This is a genomic window from Clostridium acidisoli DSM 12555 (genome assembly GCF_900176305.1).
GTDB lineage: Bacteria > Bacillota > Clostridia > Clostridiales > Clostridiaceae > Clostridium_I > Clostridium_I acidisoli.
The window spans coordinates 1-19541 of record NZ_FWXH01000031.1 but is presented as its reverse complement, the minus strand read 5'-3'; the positions used below and the strand labels follow the sequence as shown (position 1 = coordinate 19541).

The 19541-nt window shown below is 31.4% G+C and carries 17 protein-coding genes and 1 riboswitch; of the genes, 3 read left to right on the top strand and 14 right to left on the bottom strand.

Going from position 1 to position 19541, the window contains the following annotated elements; translation table 11 throughout:
• Nucleotides 1-212 precede the first annotated feature (212 nt).
• The 9 genes from B8978_RS18070 to B8978_RS18030 all read right to left on the bottom strand — a co-directional run bounded on the left by B8978_RS18070 (nucleotide 213) and on the right by B8978_RS18030 (nucleotide 8886).
• A complete protein-coding gene (locus tag B8978_RS18070; RefSeq protein WP_084117691.1) occupies nucleotides 213-1259 on the bottom strand; it encodes a pyridoxal phosphate-dependent aminotransferase in 1047 nt (348 codons plus the stop codon).
• A gap of 292 nt (nucleotides 1260-1551) precedes the next feature.
• The gene (cbiB, locus tag B8978_RS18065) at nucleotides 1552-2493 is read right to left on the bottom strand and encodes an adenosylcobinamide-phosphate synthase CbiB (protein ID WP_084117690.1); all 942 of its coding nucleotides are present in this window, start codon (nucleotides 2491-2493) and stop codon (nucleotides 1552-1554) included.
• Complete coding sequence (locus B8978_RS18060; protein ID WP_084117689.1) at nucleotides 2490-4010, bottom strand: cobyric acid synthase; 1521 nt, start codon at nucleotides 4008-4010, stop codon at nucleotides 2490-2492. The genes cbiB and B8978_RS18060 overlap by 4 nt, the downstream gene beginning before the upstream one ends.
• Nucleotides 4003-4854: a sirohydrochlorin cobaltochelatase gene (locus B8978_RS18055; RefSeq protein WP_084117688.1), complete on the bottom strand. Its 852-nt coding sequence runs from the start codon at nucleotides 4852-4854 to the stop codon at nucleotides 4003-4005. The genes B8978_RS18060 and B8978_RS18055 overlap by 8 nt, the downstream gene beginning before the upstream one ends.
• A gap of 20 nt (nucleotides 4855-4874) precedes the next feature.
• On the bottom strand, nucleotides 4875-5840 hold the full coding sequence (hemB, locus tag B8978_RS18050; RefSeq protein WP_084117687.1) for a porphobilinogen synthase: 966 nt from the start codon (nucleotides 5838-5840) through the stop codon (nucleotides 4875-4877).
• Nucleotides 5833-6675 carry an energy-coupling factor ABC transporter ATP-binding protein gene (locus B8978_RS18045; RefSeq protein WP_084117686.1) on the bottom strand — a complete coding sequence of 281 codons (843 nt, stop codon included), beginning with the start codon at nucleotides 6673-6675 and terminating at the stop codon, nucleotides 5833-5835. Before B8978_RS18045 ends, hemB begins: the two co-directional genes overlap by 8 nt.
• A 401-nt stretch (nucleotides 6676-7076) precedes the next feature.
• On the bottom strand, nucleotides 7077-7853 hold the full coding sequence (gene cbiQ, locus B8978_RS18040) for a cobalt ECF transporter T component CbiQ (RefSeq protein ID WP_084117685.1): 777 nt from the start codon (nucleotides 7851-7853) through the stop codon (nucleotides 7077-7079).
• A 12-nt stretch (nucleotides 7854-7865) separates the two neighbouring features.
• Nucleotides 7866-8213: a hypothetical protein gene (locus B8978_RS18035; protein ID WP_084117684.1), complete on the bottom strand. Its 348-nt coding sequence runs from the start codon at nucleotides 8211-8213 to the stop codon at nucleotides 7866-7868.
• The gene (locus tag B8978_RS18030) at nucleotides 8197-8886 is read right to left on the bottom strand and encodes an energy-coupling factor ABC transporter permease (RefSeq protein ID WP_084117683.1); all 690 of its coding nucleotides are present in this window, start codon (nucleotides 8884-8886) and stop codon (nucleotides 8197-8199) included. The genes B8978_RS18035 and B8978_RS18030 overlap by 17 nt, the downstream gene beginning before the upstream one ends.
• Before the next feature lie 160 nt (nucleotides 8887-9046).
• A riboswitch (cobalamin riboswitch) is annotated at nucleotides 9047-9230 on the bottom strand.
• A 164-nt stretch (nucleotides 9231-9394) separates the two neighbouring features.
• Between B8978_RS18030 and B8978_RS18025 the strand changes: the two genes are divergently transcribed.
• Nucleotides 9395-10672 carry an Nramp family divalent metal transporter gene (locus B8978_RS18025; protein WP_139796089.1) on the top strand — a complete coding sequence of 426 codons (1278 nt, stop codon included), beginning with the start codon at nucleotides 9395-9397 and terminating at the stop codon, nucleotides 10670-10672.
• A gap of 95 nt (nucleotides 10673-10767) precedes the next feature.
• Here B8978_RS18025 and B8978_RS18020 read toward each other — a convergent pair whose 3' ends face one another.
• The 3 genes from B8978_RS18020 to B8978_RS18010 all read right to left on the bottom strand — a co-directional run bounded on the left by B8978_RS18020 (nucleotide 10768) and on the right by B8978_RS18010 (nucleotide 14323).
• Nucleotides 10768-11982, bottom strand: coding sequence for an HlyD family secretion protein (locus B8978_RS18020; protein WP_084117682.1), 1215 nt, complete (start codon nucleotides 11980-11982; stop codon nucleotides 10768-10770).
• Nucleotides 11983-12015: 33 nt separating this feature from the next.
• Nucleotides 12016-13572, bottom strand: a complete 1557-nt coding sequence (locus B8978_RS18015; protein ID WP_084117681.1) for a DHA2 family efflux MFS transporter permease subunit — start codon at nucleotides 13570-13572, stop codon at nucleotides 12016-12018.
• A 127-nt stretch (nucleotides 13573-13699) separates the two neighbouring features.
• Nucleotides 13700-14323: a TetR/AcrR family transcriptional regulator gene (locus B8978_RS18010; protein ID WP_084117680.1), complete on the bottom strand. Its 624-nt coding sequence runs from the start codon at nucleotides 14321-14323 to the stop codon at nucleotides 13700-13702.
• Between the two features lie 130 nt (nucleotides 14324-14453).
• Here B8978_RS18010 and B8978_RS18005 point away from each other — a divergent pair, with 130 nt between their 5' ends.
• Nucleotides 14454-15404 carry a phosphatase PAP2 family protein gene (locus tag B8978_RS18005; protein ID WP_139796088.1) on the top strand — a complete coding sequence of 317 codons (951 nt, stop codon included), beginning with the start codon at nucleotides 14454-14456 and terminating at the stop codon, nucleotides 15402-15404.
• Between the two features lie 115 nt (nucleotides 15405-15519).
• Here B8978_RS18005 and B8978_RS18000 read toward each other — a convergent pair whose 3' ends face one another.
• Entirely contained in the window at nucleotides 15520-16371 is an 852-nt protein-coding gene (locus B8978_RS18000) for a polysaccharide deacetylase family protein (protein WP_084117679.1), read from the bottom strand.
• A gap of 107 nt (nucleotides 16372-16478) precedes the next feature.
• Nucleotides 16479-18068 carry a peptide chain release factor 3 gene (locus B8978_RS17995; protein WP_084117678.1) on the bottom strand — a complete coding sequence of 530 codons (1590 nt, stop codon included), beginning with the start codon at nucleotides 18066-18068 and terminating at the stop codon, nucleotides 16479-16481.
• A gap of 403 nt (nucleotides 18069-18471) precedes the next feature.
• Here B8978_RS17995 and yidA point away from each other — a divergent pair, with 403 nt between their 5' ends.
• Nucleotides 18472-19281: a sugar-phosphatase gene (yidA, locus tag B8978_RS17990; protein ID WP_084117677.1), complete on the top strand. Its 810-nt coding sequence runs from the start codon at nucleotides 18472-18474 to the stop codon at nucleotides 19279-19281.
• The last annotated feature ends 260 nt before the right edge of the window (nucleotides 19282-19541 follow it).

Sequence of the window (19541 nt, the reverse complement as noted above, 5' to 3'; positions counted from 1 at the left end):
AGTTTTCAATGAATAAGTATTTATTAACATATTAAACTGTTATTTAAGTGCCAAAGAGCAAAACCTACGGTTAAAATACATAGTAGAGTTGTCTCTATATATTAAGACATATAAATTTAAATTCATTATTTTTCTGACGTAGGAGGAAAAATCTCCTTAGCCTTTAGGATTTATCCATAAACCCTTCACCAATACTTCGTAATCTCTTTATATTATGAATAACTTTTTAGTACCTTAATCAATCTCTCATTAGATTCTCTATCTTTTATTGCAAGTCTTATAAATCCTTTATTAAGTCCTCTAAAATTACTTGCCTTTCTTATAATTATCTCTTTCTTAAGGCAAAAAGCATATAACTCATCTTCATCAATATCTTTAAGTTTACATAAAATAAAATTTGCATTCGTTGGAAATACCATTTCAAAGCAATTAACTTCGCACAGTTCATGGAACAAAAATCTTCTCTCTTCTTCAATCCACAAAAGTGACTTTTTTATATACCTCTCATCACTAAAGGAATACTTAACTGCTAGTTCAGCAAAGCAATTAATGTTCCATGGGTTTTGTTTTTCTTTTATGCTTGTGGCTAGCTTGCTATTTTTAGTTATTCCATAGCCAAATCTTACTCCAGGCATAGCAAAAAATTTTGTTATAGCCCTTATTATAAACAAACACTTATATTTGTTTGTATATTTTGCAAAACCATGTTCTTTCTCTCCTACAAATTCAATAAATGCTTCATCTATAATAATGGTTTTTTCGTTTTCTTCACAAAAGTCTAAAATTTCTTGGAATTTATCTTTATCAATTGTTCCGCCATTAGGATTATTAGGATTGCCTATTATCACTGCTTCAACATTTTTAAGCTTATTCATTATGTCATTATAATCAAACTCCATATTCCTAGATAAATATGAATATTCTATCTTACAATTCCACTTTTTTGCGTTTATCTCATACTCAACAAAGGATGGTACCACTATTATTATGCTTTGAAAACAACTTATTGATAAATCTATAATTTCTGCAGCACCATTTCCAAGTATATATTCAACATTTTTCACACCAATATAATTTTTTATATTATCAATTAACTCTCTATATTTAATATCAGGATACCTAACTACATTTTTTAATGCTTCCCCTATATTTTCAGAAAATCCCTTAGGTGTCCCTAGTGGATTTATATTTGAACTATAATCTAACAGGTTCTTTCCTTTTAAAATTCCATCTGTGTATATATCTCCCCCATGTAACATAGAAATGCTCCTTTTATATATTTTTTTGCTTTACAATGGTTAGGTGTATAAGTGAAGGATTTTCACCTATGCTTCGCGGTGAAAAGGCGAAGGGTCGCTAAAGCGAGGTGAATGGTTTGACGGGCGCTTTGGTGGTCAAAGGTGATGGGTTTCCCGTGGGAAAAAGCTATGTATGATTTTTCTGACGTAGGAGAAAAAATTTCCTTAGCCTTTACTGATTTATCAGTAAACTCTTAACCTTTTAACGTGCGCAGCATCCGTTAAAACCCCTCACCCTTTATTCGCAATCTCATTATATTATGATTAAACTAATTATAATGTATATAATAACTAATAATATTTCCGAAGCGTGCATAAGCACGATTGATTGTTTTATGTGTTCCTTTTCCAATTTATTTATATCATCTCCAATTGTAGGTTTATATACAAGTTCTCCAAAATAACTATTGGTTCCACCAAGCATTATTCCCATAGCCCCTGCTGCTGCTGCCTCTGGATAAGCGCAATTAGGACTCTTATGATTTTTTCTATCCCTAATCATTACTTTTAGACTTTTAAAAATGTTTCCTTTAACAATAGGTGCTGTCATACATATAAGTATTCCTGTAATTCTTGCCGGTATTAAATTAAATAAATCATCAACCTTTGCAGGAAAATATCCAATATAATAAAACTTTTCATTTTTATATCCAAGCATTGAATCCATAGTGTTAACTGCCTTATATAACATAGCAAGTGATCCTCCACCAATAATTGCAAATATTAAAGGTGCAATTACTCCATCTGAAGTATTTTCCGCTACGGTTTCCACATCTGCCCTTATTATTTCCTTCTCACTGAGTTCTTTTGTATCCCTTCCAACTATATATGAAAGCTTTGTTCTTGCATCCTCAATATCATTATTTTTAAGTGCTTCACTAACTTTTATAGCTTCCTTATGTAAACTTCTAGCTGCAAGTGTTGTCCAAATAATAATTATATTCATAACATGATGAAGAACTATAAACCTCTCTGTAAACTTAAGTATTATAAATGGAATTAAAAAACTTATGCTGCAACATAATAAAACTATAAAAAATCCACATATTTTTAGATTTCTATTACTCTTCGAAATTTTTCTTGCAGTATTTTCTAGAATCCTTATAAGTTTTCCAATATAGATTATAGGATGTGGAAACCAATAAGGATCACCTATTAAAAAATCTATCATTACTGCTATAAGTACATCTATCATTTTTTAATACCCATTATCTTATATATTTCATCTATATCAACAGATGATCTGACTATATCTGCTAACTTATCTAATTCCTTTTCTCTCTTGTGTTCATAGTTTTCTGACTTTTTCATTTCTATACCTTTTTTATTTCTCAAATAATTCACAATATATTCTCTAAAGCCTATACTGTCAAATATTCCATGAATATATGTCCCCATTACATTTCCCTGCTTGTTTATGGCTCCATCTTCATATTGCACTTTCATTCCATTTTTTTCTTTTATATTAAAAAGTGGCATGGAATCTTTTCCGCAAGTTGATGTCCCCATATGTATTTCATAACCGTATAAACCATTACCTTCACCACTTAGTGAGCATTTTTTAAATTGAGATAAAATTTTTGTTGATATTATATCAGCACTAACTCGTGTTGTGACTTTTTCCTCTTCAAAACTTGTGTCTATATCTAATAATCCTATTCCCTTTATTTCTTTAATTTGTGTTTCAACCTCATATGGATCTTTTATTATATTTCCAAGCATTTGATATCCACCACATATACCAATGACAGTTCCGTAAGTACTATAGACTTTTATCGCTTCCTCTATACCACTTTTTCTTATACTTATAAGATCTTCAATAGTATTTTTACTTCCTGGAATAATGATTAAATCAGGATTGCCAAATTCCTCTAAGGAACTTATAAACCTTATTGATACTCCTTGCTCATCTTTTAATGCATCTAAATCTGTAAAATTAGATATATGGGGCAATTTTATAACAGCTATATCAATTTCTCCAGTTATTTCCTTATTAAATTCTACAGCTCCATCTTCATCTTCAAGTTGAAGTCTAAAATGCGGCACAACTCCAATGCAAGGTTTTTGGATTATTTCTTGAAGCATTTTAAGACCTGGTTTAAGTATTTCTACATCGCCTCTAAACTTGTTAATTATTGTACCTTTGACTCTAGGTTTTTCCTTTTCTTTTAAAAGCAACATTGTTCCTGCTAATGCTGCAAACACACCACCTTTATCAATATCTCCTACAAGAATTACAGGTGCATCTACAAGTTCTGCCATACCCATATTCACAATGTCTTTATCCCTTAGATTTATTTCAGCTGGACTTCCAGCACCTTCCATTACTACTATATCAAATTCATTTTCAAGTTTTTCAAATTGGTCTTTTAATAATTCCTTAAACTTTGGTTTTAAATTGTGATACTCCATAGCAGTATAATTTCCATAAACCTTACCATTTAAAATAACCTGACTTTTTTTATCAGAAGTTGGTTTAAGAAGTATTGGATTCATGTAAACCTGTGGCTCCATTTTGGCAGCATAAGCTTGAAGCACTTGTGCTCTTCCCATTTCCATTCCATCTAAAGTTATATATGAATTCAAAGACATATTCTGAGATTTAAAAGGTGTAACATTATAACCATCTTGAGTGAATATTCTACATAGTGCAGCTACTAAAATACTCTTTCCAACAGAAGATGCGGTTCCCTGTATCATAATTTTAGCCATGTAATCCCCCCTTTTTAGTTTTTCCTACATTTTCAAATCTTTCGAGCATAACATCTTCCACATGTTTTACAAAAATATCTTTAATTTTTTTATTTTCACCTATTCCATGCATATATAAATTTACCTTAATACCTTCATTTGTCAGAAGACTTTTCCATGAATTTTCTTCATCAGATGCCATATCATTATTACAATGGTCACCTGCTACAATCATTAAAGGCATCAATGTTACTTCTTTTACTTTTTCTTTCTTCAAGGAATTAATTACATTATTTATTGTTGGATATCCCTCAACGGTTCCTATATAAACATTATTTATTCCATGATCTCTAAAAACCATTTGAAGGCACGCGTAGGAAGCATTTGCAGGATGTGTTGTACCATGTCCCATAAATACTACAACTTCATTTTTAGGCAGCTTTTCTTTTAAGGCATCAACGGCAATGGAGTAATCATCAACTAGTTCCTCACCATCTCCTTTAAAATAAAGTATAGGCCTACCAAGACTTATTTTTTCAAAAACTTCCTTATAATTTTCTACTACTTTTGATACATAATCATATTCTTCCCCTGGCATTATGTGAAGAGACTGAACAATTACTTCTTTATATCCAAGTTCTCTGATTTTTTCTAATGCTTCCTCTGGTGTATCTACAATATGCTTGTCTCTCTTTTTAAGTATTTTGATAATCATATGTGATGTGAAAGCAGACTTTACATCATAATCAACAAATCTTTCTGCAATTTCTTTTTCAATGCTATCTATAGTTAATTTTCTAGTTTCTTCATAAGTAGTTCCAAAACTTACCAAAAGAATTACTTTATCATTTTTCTGTGCCAACATTTTTCCTCTCTTTCGAAACCTTATTCTTTAATCCATCTAGCTGCATCCATGGCATAATAAGTTATTATAATATCTGCACCTGCTCTTTTAATAGAAGTTAACATTTCAAGTGCTATAGCTTTTTCGTCTATAAGTCCAAGTGATGCTGCTGCTTTAACCATTGCAAATTCACCACTTACACTATAGGCTGCTACAGGATGGTTAAATTTATCCCTTGCCCACCTTATAACATCTAAATAAGACAAAGCTGGTTTCACCATAATAATGTCTGCGCCTTCATTGATATCATCTTCTATTTCAAGCATAGCCTCTCTTATATTTGCTGGATCCATTTGATAACTCTTTCTATCTCCAAACTGTGGTGTAGAATCTGCTGCTTCTCTAAACGGTCCATAAAATGCTGAAGAATATTTTGCACTATATGCCATTATCCCTACATCTTTATACCCATTTTCATCTAAAATTTTTCTAATTGCTTCAACTCTTCCATCCATCATATCAGACGGTGCTACCATATCAGCACCTGCTTTTACATGTGATAATGCTGTTTGAGCTATATATTTCAAGGTTTCATCATTATCAACCCTTTGATCAACTATTATTCCACAGTGTCCATGGCTTGTATATTCACACATACAAACATCTGTAATAACCCAAAGTTCAGGTGCTAATTTTTTTATGACTCCTATTGCTCTTTGTACTATTCCATTTTCATCATAAGCTGAATGTCCGACCTCATCTTTATGATCTGGAAGTCCGAATATCATTATTCCCTTTACTCCTGCAGCTGTAACATCCTCAATAAGTTCTGGAATCCTATCTAATGACCAGTGAAAATTATTAGGAAGTGACCTTATTTCTCTCTTTATATTCTGTCCTTCCACAACAAACATTGGATAAATAAAATCTTGTGCATTTAAAACTGTCTCTCTTACAATGCTCCTTATTGTTTGATTTTCTCTAAGTCTTCTATGTCTTCTAAACATTTATATCACTCCTATTTTTTAATATTTTTCGTGCCTGTCCAATTGTAAGCGGCAACTTATCTACTTGAACTTCCCCATCCTTCTCAAGAATTTCTACAAGATGTGCTACTCTCGGTAATCTCAAATCCATTTTCCTGATAATTTCCTTATTGTCAAAAACCTCTTCAGTGCTTCCATTTAAAACAATTTTGCCCTTGTCTATAAGATAAACTCTATCTGCAAGCAGTGGAACTATATCTACATCATGTGTTGAAAATATTAAGGTTATATTGAATTTCTTATTAATATAGTCTAATAATTTTATAAGTTTACTAACACCTCTTGGATCTAATGAGGCTGTAGGTTCATCTAAAACCAAAACCTTGGGTTTCATTGCGAGTACACTTGCAAGTGCTATTCTCTTTTTTTCTCCACCACTTAAATTGTGTGGACTTTTATCTTCATAACCTTCCATTCCTACTACTTCTAATGCCCATTTTATTGTCTTGTTTAACTCCTCACCAAAAACGCCAATATTTAAAAGCCCATAAGCAATTTCTTGCCGTACACTAGAATTAAATAACTGATCATCCGAATCCTGAAAAACCACCCCTACATCTCGCCTTATCTTTGGTAGATTTTTTTTAACAGTCTCTAATTTATCAATTTTAATTATACCAGAGGATGGCTTTAATATACCATTAAGAAGACCAAATAAGGTTGACTTTCCAGCACCATTAGGACCCATTATAGCTATTTTTTCTCCTTTTCCAACTGATATGTTAACATCTTGAAGTGCTTTTTTTCCATCATTATATATGTAACTTACATCTTTAATACTTATTAGCTCTTCCATAATTTTTACCTCTCTTTGTTATGATTCAATTCCTAGCAGTGGGTACAGGTGAAGGTTTTTCACCTATGCTTCGCGGTGAAAAGGCGAAGGGTCGCTAAAGCGAGGTGAAGGGTTTGACAGGCGCTTTGCTGGTCAAAAGTGATGGGTTTCCCGTGGGAAAAAGCTATGGATGATTTTTCTACGCTATGCTGCGAAAAATCTTTTATCTTACCTGAAATTCATCTTTTACCTGTTACTTAAGTAACTTCTCTCACCTTTGACGGCTTTAGCCTCGTCAATTCTTCCATCTAACCAAAGGCTTTCTTTAATCTTTTTATCTAACTTTAGTTATGATAAAATTCTTTAGTCTTTAATTCACAATCTATTTATATTATGATTAAATATAATTTCTAAAATAGCCATTATATAATACTTATACAAACCAAAACCAATAATAAACTAGTTATAATACCACCAAATATCCAGTCCTTCATTTGTATCTTCTTATTAAAAAAGCCCAAACTTCTAGTATTTTCATTATATCCTCTAGAAAGCATAGCATTGTATATATTAACGCTCTTGTCCATTGATTTGATTATTACATATCCAGCCACTTTCCCATTATCTTTTATCTTTTGAACTATAGAAACATTATCTCCCATTCTGCTAATCTGAGCAATACGCATATTATGTCCTATTTCTTCAATTATAAAAACATATCTATACATCATATCTGCAATATCTATAATTGTATTTGGTACTTTAAGCAGTCTGAGAGTCTCTAAAATTTCTACCATTGGTGTAGTAAAGGCTAGTAGTGATCCAAAGGTTATTGCTGTTATAATTCTAAGTTGTATTAGAATTCCAAGTTTTAATCCTTCATAATATAAATTCAAATGAAAAATTCCAAAATGAAAACTCCAGATAATATGATTGCCATTAGTAAAAATTACACTTATAAAAACAAGCCAGGATAATCCAAAAGGTAAACATAATCGTCTTATAAGCTTATTCCACTTAATTTTAGTTTTTGAAAATAAATATATGCCACCTATCCATAATGGTATAACGAGATAACAACTTGAAAGCACAGCTGAAATTATTATGCTTACTATGAATACAACGGTTTTAATTCTTCCATCAATTTTATGCATAAAACTTTCTGAAGTTGATATATTTTTAAACTGTGAAAAACTCATAAATTTGCTCCCTTAAATATGCACTTCATTTATTTCTTCTTTGGTTTTTCCAAATATTTTTTCCCAATGATGTCCTAAAATTAATCCTGCAAAAAAATTAGCTACTGAAAATGCTCCTACTTCTGCATCACCAGGTAATTCTATAAAAGGATGGTGTGCCTTTGCTGAAACAGTTGTTGCTAAATTGTTGACTTTGTCATCCGTTCCACCTGCCTGCATTTTATGTATATCCATATATTTTCCTGCTGCAAAAATAAAAATTAATATCACAATCATTATAGTAAGAAGTGTTTTAGTAAAACTATCTAACCATTTGATTTCAGTATTTTTTTTGTTTTCCGTATTATCCATTGATTTCATTTTTAACCTTCCTACCCTTTCTACTAATTAAATTAGGTAATAAATCTGGGCGTCTACTTGCCATAACTTTAATTATTGCTGCTGTAAATATACCTTCTGCAATTGCTAGTGGTAATTGAGTTGGTCCGTATCCCATAAAAAATATCATCCATTGCTTTATTAGTGATGTATGTCCATGCAAACTTATAGCAAGTTCTAATGCACTTACTAGATACGTTACCAAATCACCAACAAATCCTGCTACTCCTGCTGATAGCCATATTGGACTCTTAAAGTGCTTCAAGACTCTAAAACAAATATATCCTGATATTCCACCTGCTATCCCCATTGAAAAATCATTGGCCCCAATAGTTGTAATACCCCCATGTCCCAAAAATATTGCTTGAAAAAACAACCCTATTGCTGTTATTACCGCAGTGGCAAACGGGCCAATAAGTATTGCCGCTAGCGGTGTTCCACACGGATGTGAGCAAGAACCTGTTACTGGTACAGGTATATGCATACATGATATTACAAATACACCTACTCCCACCATTGATAAAAATGGCTTATAATATAAATTTTCCTCTGATCTTCTTTTAATTTCTTTTATACCTGGTACTACAAATAAAGTAGTTGCGGCATACCAAGAACCCCATGCTGCTGGTGATAATATTCCATCTTCTATATGCATTTTAATTCCTCCATAATAGTTTGTTTCATAATAGTTAGATATTCCGTAATTAAACAAAATAAAAAGCCTCTTAACATAGTGTCAAGAAGCTATAAATTTCTTATCCATAAGAAAACCAACAGATATAAATCATACCGACACCCCCTATCCTTCGTAGAGCAATGGTGAAAAAATATGGCAGGTCTCCTGACTTGAGATTCATCATTTATGCACACCTTCCCAGTTTCCCAGTGGTACATCGTACTTAAATTCATCTCTTACAGTGGCGGGACCGTTCAGGACTCTAACCTGATTCCCTTTTAATTAATCAAAACTTAGATTAAACCAATATTTTATTATTCAATTATTTACTAGTATATACTTCGAAATTTTTAATGTCAATTCAATTGTAAAGTACATAATCTATATAGAAGATGAAAATTAGCCACGACTAATAAACTTAACCTACAATAACTATTTTAATCTACTTTATTTATGCACATGAAAAAAAAGAAAGGTGATATTTAATATGCAAGGTAAAGATAATATTGATATAGAACTTTTAAATCCTGCTAAACATATTCATATAAGTCCTATAGTCAAGCTAAGACAATTACTTAAATTTATCGGACCTGCTTTTATAATAAGTGTGGCCTATGTTGATCCTGGAAATTTTGCTACAAATATAAGCGGAGGTTCAAAATTTAATTATACACTTATATGGGTAATTTTACTTAGCAACTTAATGGCTATATTTTTACAAATCATGTCTGCTAAATTAGGAATAGCTACTGGTAATAATTTACCACAAATGTGTTCCAAAATTTTTCCTAAATATGCTAACTGGATTTTTTGGATTGTTGCAGAATTTGGCGCAATGGCTACAGATTTAGCTGAATTTTTAGGTGGAACTTTAGGATTATACTTACTTTTTAATATTCCTATGATTGCTGCTGGACTACTTACAGGACTCTTAACTTATTTAATTTGTTATACTGAAAAATACGGTCAAAAATTTATTGAAATAATAATATCTTCTCTTATTGCTATAATCAGCGTAGCTTATATTCTTGAATTATTTTTATCAAAACCAAATTGGGCGCAAGCTGCATATCATACTTTAATACCTTCCCTTCCAAATAGTGAAGCTCTATTTATAGCTGTTGGAATGCTTGGAGCAACCGTTATGCCTCATGTAATATATTTACATTCTCATCTTGTTCAATATAGATGCAGTGACACCTCTAACAAGTGTAAGTTAAAACATCTTCACATGGAAAAAATAGATATTATCATCGCAATGAATTTAGCTTTTTTCGTGAATGCTGCCATGGTCATAGTTTCTGCTGCGGTTTTTTATAAAAATAATATAGTTGTGGATACTATTGAGCAGGCCCATAAATCATTAGAGCCATTGTTAGGTCCTTTATCTAGTGGTGCTTTCGGAATTGCATTGCTTGTTTCTGGACTCTCTTCTTCAGCGGTTGGAACTCTTGCAGGTCAGACCATAATGAAAGGGTTTGTGAATTTGAGCATACCAGTTAATGTAAGAAGACTTGTAACCATGATGCCTGCTTTAATAATTATTGCACTTGGAATTAATCCAATGAATGCTTTGGTTATAAGCCAAGTTGCTCTTAGTTTTATTCTACCATTTCCAATTATTCAGATGCTTATTATAGCTAGGCGTAAGGACTTAATGGGAATATTAGTCAATAAGTTGTATATACAAATTATTGGTGTGCTAGTAGCTGGTGTAATAATAATTTTAAATTTATTATTACTATATTTAACTTTTATTAGCTAAGACTATAATTTAGAACTATAATATTATTTTTAATAATGTAAACTAAAAAGTCGGGAATTTACAATCATTTTCAAATCAAAATCCCCGACTTTTTATTACTTTATTCTTATTTTTGCTGTTACGGACATACCTGGAACTAGACCACTATTTGCTGAATCTAAACTTATTTTTACAGGTATACGTTGACTTACTTTTGTAAAGTTACCAGAATTGTTTGATGTACTAAATAAGCTAAATACTGAAGATGTTGCAAGTCCTATACTTTGGACTTTTCCTTTAAATGTGGAATCTTTAAATGCGTCTACACTTAAGCTCACATTTTGATTCAATTTAATTTTTTCAACATCACTCTCTAAAACATAAGCTGTAACTTGAAGTTTTGAAAAATCTGCTAAAGCCATTACACCTTGTCCTAAAGAAACGGTATCCCCTACATGTGAATTAATCTGAACAATAGTTCCATCGATTGGTGCTTTCACCTGAGTATTGTCTAAATTTAACTTAACTAAGTCATAACTTGCTTGTGCTGATTTTACTTGGTCTTCTGCTATAGCTATGTCCTTGTCTGAAGCTCCTGCGTTAGTAAGACTTAATTTACTATTGGCAGCATCTATACCAGACTTTGCTGCTGCTATTTGTGAATTAGCACTGTTTATTTGTCCTTGAAGCTGAGAAATTTGATTTTCTAACTGTTGTTTAGCAGAAAATAGTTGTTCTATAGCTTGTGCTTTTACTGTATATTGAGCTTCTGTTAATGCATTAGCTTTACGTGCAGCATCTAATTTTGAAATAGCATAGCTAGCATCATAACTTCCATTGGCTGGATTCTTTAAGTCTGACATTTGTGCAATTAAAGTGTTATATTGTGCTTGTAAATTATTTAAACTTGTCGTTAAATTATCCTTACTTGTTTGTGCTCCATTATATGAAGCGCTTGCCTGATCTACTATTGCTTGTGCTCCTGATATTTCTTGGCTTCTTGCTCCACCTTCTAATTTTGTAAGTTGTGCTTTTGCTGTGTCAAGAGCTGCCTCTGCTTGATTTAATTGTGCTTGTACTTGGTCTGTCTCAAGAGTGAATAAAACATCACCTTTTTTTACCTTGTCACCTTCTTTAACATTTTCAGATAAAATTTTTCCAGATAGCTTAGGGCTAGCATTTATTATATCCCCACTAATTGATGCATCATCTGTTGACACAAAATTTGTATTTTCATAATACCAATCATATCCGAATGCTCCTAGTGCTATTACAATAATGATAATAACCCCTAGAAATATTTTATTTTTAGATTTTTTCTGATTCTCCATATGGTGTATATCCTCCTAAAAAATTATATTATTTTACTGTACATCTGCAGAAACTTCATTATCAACTACTGGTTTCTTTTTGGCATCTCTTATAAAAAACGCCAATGGAACCCCTGCAAGGCATATAAAAGTAGCAATCAATAACGAATCATTAATGCCAGCTACGGCTACTTGTTTCATTAAGTTAGTGTATATTTGAGTTAAAAAAGCACTTTTGCCTGTAACTTGATTTAAACCATGCTGCATAGCTGTGCTTGAAAAAGCATTTTGTGCATTTATTAATGCTGGTGAATTTAAGTTAATACCCTCACTAAACCTAACTGTATGAAAGGCTTCCCTTCTTTGAAGTACTGTAGTAAGTATAGCTATTCCAAAAGATCCACTAACCTGTCTTACCGTATTACTCAAAGCTGTTGCTTTTCCTGACAGTTCCCTTGGAACAGAATTCATACCTGACGTTTGTGCTGGCATCATTGCCATTCCCATTCCTAGACCTCTAAACATCATTATAATTACAATTACTGAGTATCCTGTGTCTAAACTTAATTTGCTAAGTGCAAAGGATGCTGAAGCTAAAACAATAGTTCCAATTACAGTTATCCATTTTGCACCAAATTTATCAAATATTCTTCCACTAATTGGCATCATTATACCAGTTACTATGGCTGAGGGAAGTGATATCATACCTGATTGCATTGGTGTATATCCTCTGATATTTTGAATGTAAATTGGTAATAAAAATAGTGCTCCATACATTCCAATTGTCGTAATACATGATATTAACAAACTTAAAGAAAATGGGAATATCTTTAATATTCTTAGTTCTAAAAGTGGATTATCAATATTAAGTTCAATAAATATAAAAGCAGAAAGTGATATTGCTGCTATTACAAATAACACAAGTATATAACCAGATGTCCATCCTTTTGAATTTCCTTGACTTAAGCCTAATAGCAATGTAAATAAACCTATAGCAGAGGTACTTGCTCCCAAATAATCGAATTTTTTATCTGTTTTTACTTCTGTTTCTCTGAGAATAATAAATGCAAGTGTTACACCTATAATTCCAACAGGAATATTTATTGTAAATATTAATCTCCAATCCATATACTGTACAATATAACCACTTAAAGTTGGTCCTATAGCTGGTGCTGCCATAGCTGCTATGCCCCAAACACCAAGTGCAAGTCCTCTTTTTTCTAGTGGTACAATTTGAAATATCATGGCCATACCAACTGGCATTATCATACCTCCGCCAATTGCTTGTACAACTCTAGCTGCAATCATAGTTTCTGTGCTACTTGCAAGTCCGCACAATGCTGAACCAACTGTAAAAACAGAAAGTGCGAAAATATATAGTTTTTTTAGACCAAATCGTTCTCCTAGGTAACCAGTAAGGGGGATGATTATACTCATGGTAAGCATATATCCTGTAATTACCCATTCGATTTGGTCAGTTGAAGCACCAAAAATGGTCATCATTTTGGGAACTGCTACATTTACAATACTTGAATCAAGTATTGACATAAAAGTTCCAACAATGACAACTCCCAGTGCTAACCACATATAGCGGTCTTCATTCTTAGTCATGTTACACGTCCTTTCTAAAAACTAACTGTTTAGTTAATGATATAGTTAAAATTAGAACTAAAATTTAACAAATTTAGTCCTTAAGAACTAACTGTTTAGTTAATGCTTTTCAGAAAATAAAAGATCCCTATTTATCTTTTATTTCTCTTAAATAAATATACCTATGTTTTAAAAATATTTCTTTAAATTTAGCTTTAACCTCATCTTTATCAAAGCCATAAAATTGTGTCCATTTGTTACCTACCGTTAAAAAAAACACCCATGACACTGTATTAAAGAAAAATGAATCAATTAATAATCCCATCTCATCTTCCTTATTTATTACTAAGCCATGTTCCCTAAAACTTTTAATTTTAAGTTCAAAAGAAGCAAGCAGCGAATTAAATATCGGAACATCTCTATCTTCTGCTTTCAAAGACTCTATTATTATTATTTTGAGTATACTTTTTTTGTTTTCTAGAAAATTAAACATTTTACTTATAATCATATCTAGCTGTTCTTCATTACTTATATCTATATCCTTAAGTATTTTTTTCTTAAGTTCAATAGATTCTCTGACATAATTTTTTACTATCTCTTCAAGTAATTTTTCTTTACTTTCAAAATAATAATATAACATAGCCTTATTAACTTTTGCTCTAGCCGCAATTTCATCTACTCTTGCCCCATCAAAACCTTTTTCTGAAAAAACCTCTGTAGCTGCTTCAATAATTTTAAATTGAGTTATGCATGCTTTATCTTTTTCTTTCATAATCCTCACCCTATTTTATTAACTGACCGTTTAGTAAAGTATAGCACAATAAATTTTTTTTTACAATATCATATTAATTAATGTTAATTTTATGTTATAATTTAATCTGTTATTTCGAGGAGGTTTTTATATGGAAATGATTAAAAATGAGAATTTAAAATCTACTTTGTCAAAAATTCTTCTTTTTTTAGATGATAATTATACCATATTACTTGGTATTATACTGTTTATAGTAGTTCTACCTACATATTTAAGTTCAGCTAGTATTGGCGGAAAAATTGTAGCATCAATATATTGGTTTGCTGCTGCTACAGCTTATCGTGATAAAAGGAAAGATGTACGTTGGGTAACCTTTGTGATTTTAAGTATACCTTTTATGTTGTTTATTATGTACATTAATAAAAACGGATATGCAATTTGGGGGAGCATCCTTCACATGCAAGTAGCAAAAAAAATATCGGTAATAGATTTAAACCCAATATTTCGTAAAATACCTTTTAACGATGGTGCCTTTGCACGTATTTATAAAAATCAAACCTTAACTTGGTTTATGCGTCTTGTTTATAATAATGGATTTGCTATGGCTCCAATTATTCCAATATATAGAGCAATTATATGCAAAGATTTTAGAAAGATGATAAGATATCTACTTTCTGCTCATGTGCTTCAAATATTTTTAATTAGCCCTTTTTATATAATTTTTCACTTACAAGAAGTATGGTACGTATTAGGGCAACCTGATGGTTTAGATAGACATTTTAGTGCTCAAGCTGCAGCTGGATGGACTTTAAACTGTTTTCCATCAATGCATACCTCCATTGCTTTTGCAATGTTCTTACTTGTAATAAGAGAAAAAGATAAAATATTTAAGTGTGTCTGGGGCTTTTTCTGTCTTAGTGTTATATACTCCACACTATATCTTGAAATACATTGGGTTATAGATGTGATTGCAGGTCTTATACTTGCTTATTGTACAGTTAAAATAGTAGACTTTATTCTCTTAAAATTTGATAAAAATTTGGATAAATATAAAAAATACTATTTAAGAAAAAAAGATTCATTTTTTCTTAAAAATTTTTAAGTTTATAATAAAAAAGATTACGAAGTAGGGATAATTTTCTTCGCCCTTGCTTCGTAATCTTTTTTATAGTTTTATAATCCTAATTCATGACTACTCTCTATATTTTTCTCTTATTTTAATAATTGAATTTGTAATTAGGATTTGTAATCCTATCCACAAATTTACTCATATCAAACTGGCTATTTATATAATCCCTATCAAGGGTTAGTAATCCATTGCTTTTCATGGACCATCTTCCGTCAGTAGTTAATCCCATGGTATAACCAGCTTCTTTTGCACATTCAACTGTATCTTTATTATATGAGCCATCAGGATAAGCAATATAGTTTATTTTTTTCTTTAACAAAGTTTCCAAAAATGCTTTTGATTCCGTAAGTTCTTGTTGTTGCTGAGGCTTTGTTAGTTCTTTTAGCGCTTTATGATCTACTGTATGACTTTCAATATCAATACCATAAGCCTCCATCTCCTTAAGTTGTTTAGAGGTCAAATAACCAGGGAGCTTATCTATGTAAGATGTAATAACAAATACCGTTGCTCTAAAGCCGTATTTTTTCATAATAGGAAGCATCGCCGTATAATTATCCTTGTATCCGTCATCAAAAGTAAGAACAACGGATTTTTCAGGAATAGGAGTATTGTTAATAAAATAAGCATATAGATCATCTAAAGTAATGGTATAATAGCCATTATCCTTAAGATATTTCATTTCTTCATCAAGTTTTGCCGGAGCTATTACAACCGGATTATTTGTCCCATCTGCTACAGAATGATACATCAGAACAGGTACTCCTTGACCTGGTTGCTTCATTGGTGCACTTTTATCGAAAGATGGACCTAACTTTTGTACAGAAACTTTTTTCTTAATATGATGGTTATTTACAGCCACCTGCTGCTTATTTTCGCTGCATCCAAAGAGGGCTGATATAAGTAACAATGTTAGTAATACAAGAGATATTTTTTTTGTCATTTTATCCTCCTTAAATCTATATTTTGTATTTTTTATCTAATTCATGTATATATTTACGAAAAGTCTGTATGAAACTAGACTTTTCTATTTTCATACAGACTCATTTATTATTTCTTAGAAATATCAGATAAAACCAATCCTTTATTGTGTTCTAATGCCCAATTTATAGACCAATCACTTTGGAAAAGAATTAAATTTCTATCATCTAAATCTTTAACAACCTTTGTATCAGATGTTAAAACTAAAGACTTAGGATCAATGTCGTTATTTTCTATCCATCTAATACTTCTAAAAGCTAACCTATCCATTTTAATGTCAACATTATATTCGTTTTTAAGTCTGTATTCCAAAACTTCAAATTGAAGTACACCTACAACCCCAACAATAAGCTCCTCAACTCCAATATTTATTTCTTTAAATACTTGAATTGCACCCTCTTCTGATATTTGAGTTATACCTTTAATAAATTGTTTTCTCTTCATAGTATCAACAGTTCTAACTCTTGCAAAATGTTCAGGAGCAAACACTGGTATTCCTTCAAATTTAAATTTTTCAGGACTTTCACACAAAGTGTCTCCTATATTGAAAATACCAGGATCAAAAACTCCTATAATATCTCCTGCATATGCTTCTTCAATTATTTCTCTATCCTGCGCCAAAAATTGTTGAGGTTGCGTTAGCCTTACCTTAGTTCCATTTTGAACATGATAAACTTCCATACCTTTTTTAAACTCACCGGAACAAATACGCATAAATGCAATTCTATCTCTATGAGCTTTATTCATATTAGCTTGAATTTTAAATATGAAGGCAGAAAAATCTTTTCTAAGAACATCAATTTCACCCTTATCAGATTCTCTTGAAATCGGTAATGGGGTCAATTTTAGGAATTCTTCAAGGAATGGTTTTACACCAAAGTTTGTTAGTGCACTTCCAAAAAATACTGGGGTCAACTCTCCATTTCTAAGCTTCTCCATGTCAAACTCATCACCTGCTACATCTAAAAGCTCTATATCTTCTATTAACTTATCATGAAGATCATCACCTAATAGATCCCTAAATACCTGGTCTTCCACATTTCCTTCAACTGTTTCAACTTCTGTTTGTCCGTGGTTTCCACCATCAAATACCTGTATAACCTTTTTATTTCTCTCATAAACGCCCTTAAAATCTTTACCAGATCCTATTGGCCAGTTTACAGGATAACACTTTATTCCAAGTTCGTCTTCAAGTTGTTGCATAAGCTCAAACGGATCCTTACTTTCTCTATCCATTTTGTTTATAAAAGTAAATATTGGAATATTTCTAAGACTACAGACATTAAATAATTTTCTTGTTTGTGCCTCAATACCTTTTGCTGCATCCACTACCATTACTGCACTATCTGCAGCCATCAAGGTTCTATATGTGTCCTCACTAAAATCTTGATGTCCAGGTGTATCCAAAATATTAATACAATATCCTTCATAATTAAACTGCATAACTGAAGAGGTTACAGAAATACCTCTTTGTTTTTCAATTTCCATCCAATCAGACACTGCATGTTTTGCTGCTTTTCTGGCCTTTACAGATCCAGCCATTCTTATGGCACCTCCGTATAAAAGCAATTTCTCAGTCAGTGTTGTTTTTCCTGCATCTGGGTGGGATATTATTGCAAAGGTTCTTCTTCTCTCTATTTCATTTATATAATCAGCCACTTTATCGTAGTTACATAAAACTTACAAAACCTCTTGTGCTATAATTTTTTAAATTGGTTTCATAATGTTACTTGCTTTTAGTAACTCTTCCCTCCTTTAGTTTCTTCATATTTTAAATACTTTACGCTGTAACCTGCGTTTTAATAAAATTTTAGCTGTTTTACATGGGTTCTCCTCCTTAAATATATGAAGCTAAACTATTGGCTATATACTCAATAATATTTAAAAGGTCTGCGTAAACACAGACCTAAAAAAGCTAAACAAATTTAATTATATCATTTTTTTGGAATTTTTCAATAAATGCATAAGAAAATCGTCCTTATAATATATTCTGTGCTTTTGATGAATTTTAATGTTATAATATTCATTGAATTAATTTATATATTTAATAGGAGGACAAGACATGTACAAATTAATAGCTTTAGACATGGACGGCACACTTCTTAAGACCGATAAAACCATTTCACAAGAAACTTTTAATGCAATCCAAAGTGCGAAAAAAAAGGGTATAAAAGTAGTTTTAGCTACCGGAAGACCTGTTAAGGGGATAAAAAAGTACCTTACTGAATTAAATTTATTAAGTGATGATGACTATGCAGTAGCTTTTAATGGTGCCGTTGTTCAAACTACTAAAAGCGAAAAAATAATAGCTGAAAATCTTTTATCTGTTGATGACATTAAAACATTATATGATTTAAGTAAAGAACTTAAAGTCAACATACACGCACTTACAAATGACGAATGTATAACTCCAAAAATAAGTAAATATAGCTTATTAGAAGCTAAAATGAATTCAATTCCCATAAAAGAAATTGACTTTGATAATGTTAATAAAGATACAACTATAGTTAAAATAATGTTTATCGATGAAGAAGATATTTTAGACAACGCCATAAAGAAAATCCCAAAAGAATTTTATGATAAATATACTGTAGTAAAAAGTTCACCATACTTCCTAGAATTTTTAAATAAGAAAGTTAATAAAGGTGTTGGTGTTAAATTATTAGCTGAGGAACTTGGAATTGATATGAAAGATATCATATGTGTAGGCGATCATGAAAATGATATAGACATGGTTGAATATGCTGGACTTGGAGTTGCAATGGAGAACGGCATTGATAAATTAAAAAAAGTTGCAAATTTTGTAACCAAAAGTAATGATAATGATGGAGTTGCATACGTAATCAATAAATTTATGTTAGATAAGGAATAACTATATTTTAGTCATAACATAAAGAAATTGAAAAGCAAGGTTAAGGGTTTTAACGATTGCTTCGCACGTTAAAAGGTGAAGGGTCGCCAAATGGCGAGGTGATGGGTTTTATCCCTGCTAGATGCGGATAAAAGGTGAAGTGTTTATGGATAGATCATAAAGGCTAAGGAAATTTTTCCTCCTTAGGTCGGAAAAATAATGAATTTATGTGTCTTAATATTTAGAGACAACAATAATGTGTATTTTAACCGTAGGTTTTA

What these genes read in the sequence shown, in the direction of transcription:
- B8978_RS18070 (WP_084117691.1), bottom strand. Translation starts at nt 1,259, where the DNA reads ATGTTACATGGGGGAGATATATACACAGATGGAATTTTAAAAGGAAAG.
- cbiB (WP_084117690.1), bottom strand. Translation starts at nt 2,493, where the DNA reads ATGATAGATGTACTTATAGCAGTAATGATAGATTTTTTAATAGGTGAT.
- B8978_RS18060 (WP_084117689.1), bottom strand. Translation starts at nt 4,010, where the DNA reads ATGGCTAAAATTATGATACAGGGAACCGCATCTTCTGTTGGAAAGAGT.
- B8978_RS18055 (WP_084117688.1), bottom strand. Translation starts at nt 4,854, where the DNA reads ATGTTGGCACAGAAAAATGATAAAGTAATTCTTTTGGTAAGTTTTGGA.
- hemB (WP_084117687.1), bottom strand. Translation starts at nt 5,840, where the DNA reads ATGTTTAGAAGACATAGAAGACTTAGAGAAAATCAAACAATAAGGAGC.
- B8978_RS18045 (WP_084117686.1), bottom strand. Translation starts at nt 6,675, where the DNA reads ATGGAAGAGCTAATAAGTATTAAAGATGTAAGTTACATATATAATGAT.
- cbiQ (WP_084117685.1), bottom strand. Translation starts at nt 7,853, where the DNA reads ATGAGTTTTTCACAGTTTAAAAATATATCAACTTCAGAAAGTTTTATG.
- B8978_RS18035 (WP_084117684.1), bottom strand. Translation starts at nt 8,213, where the DNA reads ATGAAATCAATGGATAATACGGAAAACAAAAAAAATACTGAAATCAAA.
- B8978_RS18030 (WP_084117683.1), bottom strand. Translation starts at nt 8,886, where the DNA reads ATGCATATAGAAGATGGAATATTATCACCAGCAGCATGGGGTTCTTGG.
- B8978_RS18025 (WP_139796089.1), top strand. Translation starts at nt 9,395, where the DNA reads ATGCAAGGTAAAGATAATATTGATATAGAACTTTTAAATCCTGCTAAA.
- B8978_RS18020 (WP_084117682.1), bottom strand. Translation starts at nt 11,982, where the DNA reads ATGGAGAATCAGAAAAAATCTAAAAATAAAATATTTCTAGGGGTTATT.
- B8978_RS18015 (WP_084117681.1), bottom strand. Translation starts at nt 13,572, where the DNA reads ATGACTAAGAATGAAGACCGCTATATGTGGTTAGCACTGGGAGTTGTC.
- B8978_RS18010 (WP_084117680.1), bottom strand. Translation starts at nt 14,323, where the DNA reads ATGAAAGAAAAAGATAAAGCATGCATAACTCAATTTAAAATTATTGAA.
- B8978_RS18005 (WP_139796088.1), top strand. Translation starts at nt 14,454, where the DNA reads ATGGAAATGATTAAAAATGAGAATTTAAAATCTACTTTGTCAAAAATT.
- B8978_RS18000 (WP_084117679.1), bottom strand. Translation starts at nt 16,371, where the DNA reads ATGACAAAAAAAATATCTCTTGTATTACTAACATTGTTACTTATATCA.
- yidA (WP_084117677.1), top strand. Translation starts at nt 18,472, where the DNA reads ATGTACAAATTAATAGCTTTAGACATGGACGGCACACTTCTTAAGACC.